The sequence below is a fragment of the Pseudoalteromonas sp. Z1A2 genome, assembly GCF_011378755.1.
GTDB lineage: Bacteria > Pseudomonadota > Gammaproteobacteria > Enterobacterales > Alteromonadaceae > Pseudoalteromonas > Pseudoalteromonas distincta.
Window position 1 is genome coordinate 79836 of sequence record NZ_WTKX01000015.1, and the last position, 13157, is coordinate 92992.

The 13157-nt window shown below is 39.2% G+C and carries 12 protein-coding genes; 6 read left to right on the forward strand and 6 right to left on the reverse strand.

Features of this window, described 5'->3' with window-relative positions; all coding sequences use genetic code 11:
* Position 1: 1 nt before the first annotated feature.
* From GQR47_RS11860 to GQR47_RS11870, 3 genes are all read right to left on the reverse strand, one after another.
* Positions 2 to 853, reverse strand: coding sequence for a carboxylate/amino acid/amine transporter (locus GQR47_RS11860; protein ID WP_024597044.1), 852 nt, complete (start codon positions 851 to 853; stop codon positions 2 to 4).
* Positions 854 to 967: 114 nt separating this feature from the next.
* Positions 968 to 3103, reverse strand: a complete 2136-nt coding sequence (locus GQR47_RS11865) for a M3 family metallopeptidase (protein WP_024598247.1) — start codon at positions 3101 to 3103, stop codon at positions 968 to 970.
* A 213-nt stretch (positions 3104 to 3316) separates the two neighbouring features.
* Positions 3317 to 3523 (reverse strand): hypothetical protein, encoded by a 207-nt coding sequence (locus GQR47_RS11870; protein ID WP_002958182.1) that lies wholly within the window; start codon positions 3521 to 3523, stop codon positions 3317 to 3319.
* A gap of 196 nt (positions 3524 to 3719) precedes the next feature.
* On the opposite strand from GQR47_RS11870, the gene GQR47_RS11875 reads away from it, so the two are divergent.
* From GQR47_RS11875 to yegD, 6 genes are all read left to right on the forward strand, one after another.
* Positions 3720 to 4580, forward strand: coding sequence for a mechanosensitive ion channel domain-containing protein (locus GQR47_RS11875; protein ID WP_002958183.1), 861 nt, complete (start codon positions 3720 to 3722; stop codon positions 4578 to 4580).
* Positions 4581 to 4994: 414 nt separating this feature from the next.
* Positions 4995 to 7259, forward strand: coding sequence for a TonB-dependent receptor (locus GQR47_RS11880; protein ID WP_024595666.1), 2265 nt, complete (start codon positions 4995 to 4997; stop codon positions 7257 to 7259).
* Between the two features lie 105 nt (positions 7260 to 7364).
* Positions 7365 to 7664 carry a hypothetical protein gene (locus GQR47_RS11885; protein WP_002958185.1) on the forward strand — a complete coding sequence of 100 codons (300 nt, stop codon included), beginning with the start codon at positions 7365 to 7367 and terminating at the stop codon, positions 7662 to 7664.
* A gap of 75 nt (positions 7665 to 7739) precedes the next feature.
* Entirely contained in the window at positions 7740 to 8396 is a 657-nt protein-coding gene (locus GQR47_RS11890; protein WP_024595667.1) for an HAD family phosphatase, read from the forward strand.
* A gap of 33 nt (positions 8397 to 8429) precedes the next feature.
* Positions 8430 to 9272 carry a DNA ligase gene (locus tag GQR47_RS11895; RefSeq protein ID WP_024595668.1) on the forward strand — a complete coding sequence of 281 codons (843 nt, stop codon included), beginning with the start codon at positions 8430 to 8432 and terminating at the stop codon, positions 9270 to 9272.
* Between the two features lie 62 nt (positions 9273 to 9334).
* A complete protein-coding gene (gene yegD, locus GQR47_RS11900) occupies positions 9335 to 10699 on the forward strand; it encodes a molecular chaperone (protein ID WP_024595669.1) in 1365 nt (454 codons plus the stop codon).
* 19 nt (positions 10700 to 10718) lie between these two features.
* Here yegD and GQR47_RS11905 read toward each other — a convergent pair whose 3' ends face one another.
* The 3 genes from GQR47_RS11905 to GQR47_RS11915 form a co-directional block, all read right to left on the reverse strand.
* Positions 10719 to 11183 carry a methylglyoxal synthase gene (locus GQR47_RS11905; RefSeq protein ID WP_002958191.1) on the reverse strand — a complete coding sequence of 155 codons (465 nt, stop codon included), beginning with the start codon at positions 11181 to 11183 and terminating at the stop codon, positions 10719 to 10721.
* A gap of 66 nt (positions 11184 to 11249) precedes the next feature.
* On the reverse strand, positions 11250 to 11894 hold the full coding sequence (locus GQR47_RS11910) for a LysE family translocator (RefSeq protein WP_024595670.1): 645 nt from the start codon (positions 11892 to 11894) through the stop codon (positions 11250 to 11252).
* Positions 11891 to 13090, reverse strand: a complete 1200-nt coding sequence (locus tag GQR47_RS11915; RefSeq protein WP_002958193.1) for a multidrug effflux MFS transporter — start codon at positions 13088 to 13090, stop codon at positions 11891 to 11893. The genes GQR47_RS11910 and GQR47_RS11915 overlap by 4 nt, the downstream gene beginning before the upstream one ends.
* Positions 13091 to 13157 lie beyond the last annotated feature (67 nt).

The window sequence follows — 13157 nt, forward strand, 5'->3', positions numbered from 1 at the left end:
ATTAATTTACTTTTTTATTAAGCATTTGATTGACCAATAATGCACCTAACATTATAGCAGCCCCAATACTTAACCGAACTATATCGGCATCTCTGTTCCAGATCAGCACGTTAATTATAATCCCAGCTGGAATAAGCAAGTTATTCATAACTGCCAAAGCACCTACGTTGACAAGGGTTGCGCCTTTATTCCACATAAAGTAACCAAGTCCTGATGCAACCAACCCTAAATAAATTAGTATGCCCCACTGTGTGAAAGTGGTTGGTAATTTGTTTGAGTTACCAAATAATGCATAGCAAATTGTGGCAATAATAAGTGCGCCTATAAAAAACCATCCAAATACGGCTTTATCATCAAGCTGATTGTTATTCATTAATCGTTTGTAGGTAACTTGGCCTACAGCAAAACTTATATTCGCCCCTTGAACGATTAATAAGCCGATTATGAAATCGCTATTTAGGTTTTCGTAACGAATAGTAATTGCACCGATTACAGCAATAAGTGCGACTATAAAAAAGCGTGGGTTAAAGCGTCTGTTCAATACATCATTTAGCAGGGTAATGTACAAAGGAGTCATTACAGTAAATAGCAGCACTTCGGGAACGGTTAAAAATAAAAATGAGTGGTAGTAAAAGCTATACATAACACCAAGTTGTATAGCGCCAATCAGCATAAGCTTTAAGGCTAAAGGTTTAGGCGTTTGTTTGAGCTTTAAAAAAGGTAAAAAAATCAGTGTTGCCAGTGCTATGCGTATTAATACGCTAAACCAAGCGTCAACTTGGCCTGCTAAATACACACCAATTAAACTAAACGAAAACGCCCAAAGCAAAGTGACTGCAAATAAGTACTGCATAACCATCATCTTTTAATAAATATTGAGCTAAGTTTATCTGTTATATGTGAGGGTATAAACAATAAAAGCCCGCAAGCGGGCTTTTATAAAAGTGAGCTTAATAAATTAAGTTATTTACTCAACTAAACCACGGCGCTTAAGTAATGCGTCGGTAGTTGGTTTTTGACCTCTAAACTCAATGTAGCTTTGCATTAAGTCGCGGCTGTTACCTTTAGATAGGATTTCTTTACGGAACTTATCACCATTTTTACGTGTTAAGCCGCCGTTGTTTTCCATGTGTGCAAAGGCATCGGCTGCAAATACTTCAGTCCAAAGGTATGCGTAGTAACCCGCAGAGTAACCACCGGCAAATGTATGGCTAAAGTAGTTTGATTTATAACGCGGTGGTACAGGGTAGTAATCAATACCGTGTGCTTTTAGCGCATCGCTTTCAAACTTTTGAACATCAGTAATTTTTTTATCTGAGCCAAACGAGTGCCATTCCATATCAAGTAAAGCAGCTGCTAAATATTCAGTGGTACCAAAACCTTGGTTGAATTTTTGCGATGCAAGTACTTTATCAAGTAAAGCTTGTGGAATTGGCTCACCTGTTTTGTAGTGTTTGGCGTAGTTAGCAAGTACCGTAGGTTCAATCATCCAATCTTCATTCGCTTGCGACGGAAACTCAACAAAGTCACGCGCTGTAGCAGTACCTGCTAAGCTTGGGTATTTAACGTCAGAGAATAAACCGTGCGCCGCATGACCAAACTCATGGAACATAGTTGACACTTCGTCAAACGTCATTAACGTTGGCTCGCCTGCAGCAGGTTTTGGAATGTTTTGGGCATTGTAAATTACAGGTTTAGTGCCTTTTAAGCCGCTTTGACTTACGTAAGCGCTCATCCATGCACCGCCACGCTTACCTTCACGTGCGTATGGGTCTAGGTAAAATAAACCGATGGCGCTGCCGTCAGCGTTGAATACTTCGTAGGCTGTAACATCTTCATGATAAACCGGTAAGTCTTTACGCTCTTTAAATGTAATACCGTATAGCTTGTTCATTGCAAAGAATAAACCATCGTGAATTACAGAATCCATTTCAAAGTAAGGCTTAACAAGGGCAGGATCTAAGTCGTACTTTTCAGCACGTACTTTTTCTGCGTAAAAAGCCCAATCCCATGGTTTAAGCTCAAAGCTTTCACCTGAATCGTTAATTACTTTTTGAATAGCAGCTGCTTCAATTTTAGCTTTTTCAACTGCTTTTGGTGCTAGGTCATCTAAAATGCCGTACACGTTGTCAGTTGTTTGTGCCATACGCGAAGTCATTACATACGATGCCCAATCTTTAAACCCTAGTAGCTCTGCTTTTTGAGCGCGTAGGTTTGTTTCTTCAATAATAATTGGGCCGTTAGTTTTTGCTGCACGGTTAGCAGAGGCTTTAAATATTTGCTCACGTAGGTCGCGGTTTTCAAGGCTTGATAAAATTGGCTGTTGGGTCGTATTTACCAGCGTGATCATGTAGCCGTCTTTACCTGCTTTTTTAGCAGCGGCCGCAAGACCTGCAATTTCACCTTCAGAAAGGCCAGCAAGTTTAGATTTATCGGTAACTACAATGACATCTTCTTTAAACGATTTTAAAATGTTTTGAGAAAACGCAGTAGAAAGCTCTGCAAGTTGTGAGTTGATTTCACGCATTTTTGCTTTTTCAGCGTCATTTAATTTAGCGCCTGCTTTTACAAATTGCTTATAGTAAAAATCCACAAGGCGTTGATCTTCAGCATTAAGCGAGTCTTTGTTGTCGTAAATAGTTTGTACGCGCTTGAATAATGCACCATTTAAGTAAATGTCGTCAGAGTGAGCAGATAATACCGGCGCCATTTTTTTACTTATACGTTGGTATTCGTCATCAGAAATCAAACCTGAAAGGTTATAAAAAGCAGCTGATACACGGTTTAGTAGCTCGCCAGACATTTCCATTTCAACTAATGTATTTTTAAAAGTTGCAGGAGCTGGGTTGTTAGCAATAGCTTGTATTTGCGCAGTATGCTGAGCAATACCAGCATCAAAGCCGGCTTCGTAGTCTTTTGTACCAAACTTATCAAACTCAGGTGCCATGTATTGTAATGGGCTGGGTTTGAATAAAACATTGTTTGCGTTCATGTCTTGCACTTGTGCTGCGCTCTCTTTTGCCATGTCTTGAGGTTCGTTAGAAGAACAAGCCGATAGGATTAGGGCACTAGCAATAGTAGTGGCGATCAGGGTTTTACGCATAATAACTCCATAAAAAGATTAGCCGAAATAGGCTTTGCGAGTCGAAAAACCTAGTTAACTTATCAAATTTGTGGGTTTATACAATAAAGTTTATCGGTATTAAGGGGGATTTGAACGCAAATTAGCTAATAATTAGTATTAAGGTGGGTAAAAGTAGCTCTAAAATCAAACGTTAAAGCTACTTAATTATACGATTGTGTGCTTGAGAGGGGGTTAGTTATAACCTAAAACAAATTTTTTCTCTGAGCCAAAGCTATTAGATTGCTGCCCAAACTCTTTATTAATAGTTGCTAGAGTTTGCTCTTGTTCGGCCAGCAAGCACAAAACTTTATTTCGGTAATCTAGGCTGCTTTCAAACAATTTTAAATCTACCTGCGGCTGCAAAGTAGCGAGTCTTTGATTTAGAGTAAGTTGTGTCATATGTGATCTCCAGTGCTTGTACACTATTTATATAGCACTCGGTGCAATAAAGAGTTAATAAATTGTTTATAAAATTCATATTGAACTTATTAACTTGGCGTTTTAGTTATATTATGACGTGCTAAGCTTAGCGAAAACTGAACCACACTTATTTTTAGTGAACAAATAACAATCAAAAAAGATATTGGGAACACTTATGACCCTCGAACAAATTAATCAATACTTAGCCTTTGTAATATTCACTTATAACGATGTGAATATTACGGTAGCAAAAGTAATTCAAGTGCCACTTATATTGTTTGCTATGTGGTTTGTAGTCACACGTATTGGCAAGCTTATTAAAAAAACATTACTCGCTAAAAAAATAAGCCAAGATGCAGTGCATTTGTTTACTCGTATTTACTTTATTTTAAGTATCGCAATTTTAATTTTTACATCGCTTGAAGTGCTCAGCATCCCGCTTACGGCATTTGCTTTTGTATCCGGTGCGATTGCTATTGGTGTAGGTTTTGGTGCACAAAACATTATTAATAACTTTATCAGCGGTTGGATATTGATGTGGGAACGTCCAATTCGCATTGGTGACTTTTTAGAGGTAGGTAACGCAAAGGGCGTAGTTGAAACTATTAATACGCGTTCTACACGTATTCGCCGAAATGACGGCGTACATATGCTTATACCTAATTCTCAATTGCTCGAAAATACAGTAACAAACTGGACGCTGATAGATGGCAATGCACGCTCATCGGTCAGTGTCGGCGTTGCGTATGGTTCAGACGTTATACTGGTTAAAAAGCTTATCCAGCAAGTGCTTGATGATCATGATGCAATATTGGTTAATCCAAAGTCATCAGTGTTATTTGATGACTTTGCAGATAGCTCGCTTGTATTTAATGCTATTTTTTGGGTATGCGCCGAGTCTGAAACCATGCTTAGAAAAGTGCGCAGTGATATTCGTTTTAGTATTTATGCTGTATTTGAAGAGCATGATGTAGTGATTGCGTTTCCACAGCGCGATATTCATATAGATGGTGAAATTGCTTTTAAAAGGTCGTAGTTCTAATAAAAAAAGTCGCTTGCGGGTGACTTTTTTATGAGTAACCACAACGTTTCTATTTTGGGTTAATATGTAAAGCAATCTATTTTTCCTACTTTACTTCGCGAACTTCAATAAAGGACATATGTCCTCATTATTAGGTTTTTGCATCTAAATATTGATAAAAACACGCAATCTTGTAGTTAAATGTTGCAAAAAAGTTTCCATTTATGTTCATATTTATGCAGTAAAATTATTACACAATGGTATAATCTTAATTGTTCGTTCAGCCTTGTTACTCCGTTTTGTACTCTCGGTGATGAGGTCCGCGCGCCATATAGCAAGTCGCGAAAAATTGTACGAGCCCGCAATGAATACATTGCGCAACACAAAAAACCGTTGAACAAGAGTGCATACTAAAGGTTAATACCCGACATGAAATCATTAAAGAAATCTGCAATAGCGACAATTATTAACGCTGCACTACTATCTGCTGCTGGCACATCTATTTCAGCATTCGCCGCTGAAGAAGAAACGGCTAAAAAAAGCAATCAACTAGAAGTTATTCAAGTTACCGCCCGTAAACGCGTAGAAAATGCACAAGAAGTACCTGTAGCAGTATCTGCATTACAAGGTGATAACCTTGATGCATATAGCTCTGCAGGTATGGATATTCGCTTTTTAAATGCGAAAATTCCAAGTTTATCTATTGAGTCTTCATTTGGTCGTTCATTCCCACGCTTTTACGTTCGTGGTTTAGGTAATACCGATTTCGATTTGAATGCATCACAACCAGTATCACTTGTTGTTGATGAAGTAGTTCAAGAAAATGCAATTTTAAAAGGTTTCCCAGTATTTGATGTTGAACGCGTAGAAGTATTACGTGGTCCTCAAGGAACGCTATTTGGCCGTAACACGCCAGCTGGCCTTGTTAAGTTTGATACTGTTAAACCAAGCCAAGAATTTGATGGTTATGGCTCTGTTTCATACGGTAGCCGTGGTGCTGTAGATACAAGTGGTGCTGTAGGTGGTGCTTTAACTGACCGTTTATCTGCTCGTGTTTCATTATTATGGCAAGACAAAGACGATTACATTGATAACCAAGCTCCAGGCTTTGAAGCTAAAGATGAGCAAGGTGGTTACACTGAAAAAGCGGCACGCGTTCAGTTTTTATATGAAGGCGATGATTTTACTGCTTTATTAAACTATCACACACGTGACTTAGATGGCTCACCAATTGCCTTTCGTGCAAATGTAATTAAAGCGGGTACTAATGAGCTAGTAGATAACTACGAAAATGATGTTGTTTATCAAGATGCGGCATCTCGCTCTACTCAACAAGTAGAATCGGAAGGTGCAAGCTTAAAGCTTGAGTGGGAACTTAAAAACCACACAATCACTTCTATTTCTGCATGGGAAAGTGCTGAAATTTATTCTCGCGCTGACATCGACGGCGGTTATGGTGCTTCTTATATTCCAGATTTCATGGGACCCGGTTTTATCCCTTTCTCTTCAGAAAGTGCTGATGGCATTCCAGATCACGACCAGTTGACGCAAGAGCTACGTTTATCTAGTAACTTTGATGGTGACTTAAATTATCAAGTAGGTGTATTTTACTTTGATGAAGAGCTAACGATTGAAAACTTCAGCTACGATACATTCTCAACACCTAATGCTGGTGCTTTAAATGGTTATGTTCGCCAACAACAAGACACAACTGCATGGGCTGTATTTGGTTCTGTAGATTATACTTTTTCAGATGATTTAAAAGTAACAGCGGGCCTTCGTTATTCTGATGATGATAAAGATTTTGTAGCTGATCGTACACTTAGCCCAATTGGTGGCGGTGCATTACTTGTAGAGCGTGATGTTAGTGACGACCATGTTAGCTGGGATTTATCTGCAAACTATAAAGTAAACGATGATGTTAACTGGTACGGCCGTGTAGCAAACAGCTTCCGCGCACCTAGTTTACAAGGTCGTATTTTATTTGGTGATGACGTTACAACAGCTGAGTCAGAAACGGTAACATCGTACGAGACAGGTATTAAATCAGACGTGCTAGACGGCCAAGGCCGTGTAAATGCAACTGTATTTTACTACACGATGGACGACCAACAGCTTACTGCTGTAGGCGGTGGTGCTAACTTTAACCGTTTAGTTAATGCTGATAAAACGACTGGCTATGGTTTTGAGTTAGATACGCAGTGGGTATTAAGCGATGAGTTTAATGCAACGTTTAACTTAAGCTACAATAAAACAGAAATTAAAGATAACGATTTAGCTGTCGCTGTTTGTGCTCAATGTACTGTAACTGACCCAATTAATGGTTCTGGTCTTGCTGTACTTGATGGTAATAGCTTACCGCATGCTCCTGAGTGGATCTCTAACTTTACGCTTCGCTACACTAAAGAACTTGCCGATGGTAATTTCTTCGCAAGCGGTGATATTTCTTATCGTAGTAAAATCAATATGTTCCTTTACGAATCAGTAGAGTTTGAAGGTAAAGAGCTTATTGAAACAGGTCTTCGTACAGGTTACACATGGTCTGAAGGCGATTACGAATACGAAGTTGCTGCGTTTGTTCGTAACTTATTTGACGAGCAACAAGTTATTGGCGCTGTAGATTTCAATAACAATACAGGTATTGTTAACGAAGAGCGTTATGTTGGTGCTGAATTTAAAGTTAACTTCTTCTAGAGATAACCTTAAATTATATTAATTTTTAAAAGCCTGCCTTGTGCAGGCTTTTATGTTTTTATAAAGCTGGTAAAGTAGCGTTAATTAATTTAAAGAGATAAAAAGATGGCTGGATTTTGGAATTACCGTGTAATTTTTTGTGAAGCAACGAAAGACGAAGCAGCGCAATATCAAATACATGAAGTAGAATATAACCTAAATGGTAAAGTAACTAACTGGTCAGAAACTGGCGCAGCCCCTTTTGGAACAACCTTAGATGAGTTGAAAGATGACTCTGAGCGTTTAAAAACTGCATTTGATAAACCAGTACTTAAAGTTGTACGTAAAACGCGTGGCTACGAGCTTGTTGATGTTGAAACGGGTGAGGAAGCAACGGGTGAGCCGCCAGCAGGCTTAACGCAATAACTGTATTTATATAAAAGGTGCTTAAGGCGCCTTTTTTATTGTCAAAATTTAGCACAAGTTAAATAAGGAATGAGGATGACTTTAAAAGCAATATTATTTGATATGGATGGCACATTAGTTGATTCAGAAAGCATGCACTTTGTATGCTGGAGTAAATTACTTAAACCCTACGGTGTTAGTTATTTAGAAAATGATTTTTGTCAGCGCTTTTCGGGACGGCCCACTTTAGAAGCCGCAATTGAAATTAAGCAAGAGCATAACTTATCGGTAAGTGCACAGTTTTTAGCAGATGAAAAATACCGTTTATTTGGTGAATATGTAGTAACACATTTACCGCCACTGATGCCATTTACAGAGCAAACATTGAAAGCTGTAAAAGCGAGTGGCTTAAAAATGGCGCTAGTAACAGGCAGTGCTAAAAGTGAAGCTATGCCAATACTGAAAGGCTTAGGGTTTTATGAGCTGTTTGATACGGTGGTTACAAAAGATGATGTAACTAATCCTAAACCTGCAGGGGATCCGTATTTACTGGCACTTGAGCAGATAAATATACAACCTGGCAATGCAATTGCTGTTGAGGATACTTACACAGGGGTAACAGCTGCTAATAATGCTTTGTTACGTGTTGTAGCCATTGCCAATAGCCATACTAAAGATCACGACTTTAGCCAAGCTACCTATCAAATGAGCAACTTAGATGAGTTTTGGCAATGGGCGCAATCTCAACTATAGTTTAAGCCAACTTTTACGTGCTTGGATGCGCCAATGTTTACTATTAAACACCTGCTTTTAATTGTTATTGTACTTTTTACGCAATGCATAAGTGCAGCACAACCGTCTGTTTTACTGGCTAAAGTATATGACGAAACTAAGCATTATGATGTAAGTAAATATTTAGTCAGTGAAAAATATGATGGCGTAAGAGCTATCTGGACCGGCACGCAGTTTGTCACTCGTAAGGGTAATATTATCAATGCGCCAAGTTGGTTTACAGTGCCATTGCCAAATGTATGGCTTGATGGTGAGCTGTGGACTAAACGTGAGCACTTTTCTGCGCTTAGTGGCATAGTCAGAACTAAAAAACCTAATAATCATGATTGGCAAACTATTACTTATAAAGTATTTGATATGCCAGATAAAAATCTGCCTTTTAGCACTCGTTATAAAAACTATAATGAGCTTATTACTAGCCTAAACTCGCCGCACATTAGTGCTGTAGTTCAATATAGCTTTACAAATAATGAGCAACTTACAGAGTATTTTGAGAACATAACTAAGCAGGGCGGCGAGGGAGTAATGCTTCATTTGGCCAGCGCTAAGCACAGCAATGGAAGAAGTAATGCATTACTAAAATTAAAACCTTATTTAGATGCAGAAGCGGTTGTAATTGCGCACTTACCAGGCAAAGGTAAATATCAAGGTATGTTAGGGGCATTAAGGGTAAAAACAGCGCAGGGGCAGGTATTTTCTATTGGTACTGGGTTTAATGATGCACAGCGCTCCATCCCACCGGAGATTGGTAGTACTGTAACGTACCGATTTCATGGCTTAACAAAAAATGGGTTACCGCGTTTTGCCAGTTTTTTACGGGTCAGAGATAGTTTATAACATTTATAAATTTTACAAAGTGTGCTAAATTGCGCGGCCTTTTTGGTAATGTGTGGTGAAGTATGTTTGTAGGTTTTGATTACGGTAGTTCTAATTGTGCTATGGGTGTAATGAGCGAGGGTAATGTTCAATTAGTACCGCTAGAGCAAGGAAAACATTACTTACCGTCTACACTTTACACTCATCACAGCGCGTTGGTTGTTGATTTTGTTGCTAAGCATTTACATGGCACAGCCCATGAGCATGACTTTTTAACGCAGCGCCAAGCATTATTAAATACCTTACCTCGTATTAAGTCAGACCTTGATTTACAACCTTCAGATGAAACCCTATTTATTGGTCGTGAAGCGATTAGCGAGTACGTGCAGTTTCCTGAAGAAGGCTATTTTGTTAAGTCTCCTAAATCATTTTTTGGTGCAACAGGTTTAAAGCAAGGTCAAATTAACTTTTTTGAAGATATCGCAACCGCGATGATCTTAAAAATTAAGCAACGTGCTGAGCTCTCTTTAGGTAAAACACTTACACAAACAGTGATTGGTCGCCCAGTAAACTTTCAAGCTGTGGGTGGTGAGCAATCAAATCAACAAGCGGTCGGTATTTTAGAGCGTGCTGCTAAACGTGCTGGTTTTAAAGACGTAGAGTTTTTATATGAGCCACTTGCTGCGGGTATCGATTACGAGAGTGATTTAACTCAGGATCAAAAAGTACTCGTTATTGATATTGGTGGTGGTACAAGTGACTGCTCATTTGTACAAATGGGCCCAAGCTTTAGAGGAAATAGCCAGCGCGATAGCGATTTTTTATCTCACAGTGGTAAACGTGTTGGCGGAAACGATTTAGATATTGCTTTGAGCTTTCATGGTTTAATGCCGTTATTGGGTTTAGGTAGTACGTTTAAATCGGGTTTGCCTTTGCCTAATCAAGCGTTTTGGCAAGCGTGTAAAATTAACGATGTAAACTTACAAAGCCAATTTTATAGTGAAAGCCATACCCGAGAGCTAAACGCACAATTACGTGATGTAAGTGCACCTGAGCTTTATAAACGTTTAATACATTTACAGCAAAACAAGCAAGGCCATCAGTTAGTGCAACAAGGTGAAGCGGCTAAAATAGCACTTTCGTCTGCTAGTGTGTTTGATTGTGATTTAAGTTTTTTAGATAGTGGGCTGAATAAAAATGTATCTGTAAGAGATTTAGCTGTTGCCGTTGAGAGTAGTATTAGCCAAATAGTTACTTTAGCAAAACAAGCAATCAGCGACGCTGCGACCACGCCAGACATTATTTACTTAACAGGCGGTAGTGCGCAGTCACCATTGATTAAAGCGGCTTTAAGTGAGCACTTAGGCGATATAAAGATGGTTAACGGGGATCACTTTGGTAGTGTAACCGCTGGCCTGACTAAATGGGCCAGCATGCTTTATAAGTAACCTAGATTACAATTGAGGTTTAAAGATCTATTTGTCGGGTTGCGAGGTATTTTTCGTAATCTGGCAATGTGCGTTCAAGCTCTACGTCCATAAGCGGTGAGCTTAATAACATATCTGCACTCACTTCATTACACGCCACCGGAATATTCCAAACAGCTGCTAAACGCAGCAGCGCTTTAACATCAGGGTCATGAGGCTGTGATGCTAATGGGTCCCAAAAAAATATTAAAACATGTATCTCATGTTCTGCTATTTTAGCGCCAAGTTGTTGATCGCCGCCCATAGGACCACTTAAAAGCTGAACTACATCAAGCCCCGTAGTTTTTTGAATTAAATGCCCCGTAGTACCTGTGCCATATAAAGTGTGCTTACTTAGTATTTCTTTGTGCTTTTCACACCATAATTTTAGTGCTGCTTTTTTACCATCGTGTGCCACTAAAGCAATATTTTTTTGTGCGGGAAGAGATTGTGTTTTTTGTTCCATGCTAATTCTTTTTATTGATGAACCTAAACTCGGAAGAATAAATCTCTTAACCAAAGTGCAGGTTAGTTAAAATAATAGATTGATAGCAAGGGCAATAAATACAATGCCAGTGATCCTATCAATCCAAAGTTGGCTATTTGGGTTACGTCTAAAAAACTGTGCAATTTTGTCGCCAAAATAAATATACGTGCAGTCAATCGGAAAAGCAAAAAGAGGGTAAAGTAAGCCAAAAAATGCGAGCTGAAAAGTAGCCGATGAAAGCGTTGGATCTACAAATTGTGGAATAAATGCAATAAAGAATAATGCTACTTTAGGGTTTAATACTTCAGTCATCATGGCCTGAAACATGACATTACTTTTTTTACTGGTACTTATATGCGGTTTATCGGTTTGCTTGTCATCAGATGTCGGCTCTGGCTGCTTTAGCGTGCCTTTAATCATCATAAACCCTAAATAGCATAAGTATGCTGCGCCTGCATATTGCACTGCGGCATAGGCACTAGGGGAAGCTTTCAGTACTGCGCTTAGGCCTACAACAGCAAATAGCGTATGAACAACCCCACCTAATGCAAAACCAAAAGCACTTTGCATACCAGCACTTCGACCATTAGCAAATGTTTGCGCCATCAAAAATGCATTTGATGGCCCAGGCGCTACTGCCATTAAAAAACTGGCTAATAAAAATGAGACTAGAAAGTCAGGATTGATCATTGAGTACTTTTAGCCGGGTGTAAAGTATGTGCTTTTTTGCTCATTAAAATAAGCCAAAGCGGAACTAGCAATAATAAGTGAAAAGCAATCAACCACGGTGTGCTTAGCCCTAAATATTGGGTTAAAACAACAAGTATACTCGCGCCACTCATTTGCATAGCACCGAGTAATGCAGAGGCTGTGCCTGCTTGTTTAGGAAAGCTAGACAGAGACATTCCTGCAGCAGAGCCTAAACTTAAAGCAAACCCTAATGCAGCAATTAAGATAGGTAGCATAAGCGCAAATGCAGTTTCTATATGACTCAAGGCTAGCATTAAAATGCCTGAGAAAACCAGTACACTCACACCGACACGCAAAGCACGTTGGCTATTTCGTTTAATGTAGGTAGGTAAAATAAAACTTGCGACAATACTTATTACGGCATTTAACGTAAACCAAAAAGTAAAGTCGGCTACGGTACCCCCTAAATGTGTAATAAGCCAGCCTGGTGCGAGCGTTACATACACTAATATGGCTGACATTGAGACCATACAAATTAGGCTATTAAACAAAAATACCGGTGTTTTAATAATCGGTGTAAAGCGACGTAAATCTAAAATATGCCCCTGATAATGACTATCAGCAGGACGAGTTTCTCTAAAAAAGAATAGGGTAACAATAAGGCCCAAAATAGCAAACGCGGTTAAAAACATAAAGTTCATACGCCAGCCAAACTGTACGGTAAGCCAAGCCCCTAAAATAGGTGCCATTGCCGGAATAAAGCACACAATCCCGTTAAGGTAGGTAATCATTTGTCCGCTTCGTTCACTACCATATTTATCACGCACTATCGCAAATGCGACAACAAATGTGGCACACGCTCCAAACCCCTGAAAAGCACGTGCTATTAGTAATATCTCAAAAGAAGGCGAGTAGTATGCGAGTAATGCAGAGCTTGCATACAAACTAATGCCCACTACTGCCACTGGTTTTCGGCCAAATCTATCAGCCAAAGGGCCCGCAATTAATTGGCCTAGACCTACTGTTAGCATAAAAATAGCAACTGTTTGCTGTACTTGTTGTTCAGTAACTGCAAATTGTTCTGCAATAGTTGGAAAAGCAGGTAGGTAAATATCGATTGCCATAGGGCAAAATATAACGAGTAACGCTAAGATAAGTAACAAAGTCATATTAGGTTTAGCGGGCTGTGTTTGCATTGAGTCTCCTTTTGTCGAGTATTTTAGGTGGGCACTCATAAAAAAGAAAGGGCTTATGACCCCTGCA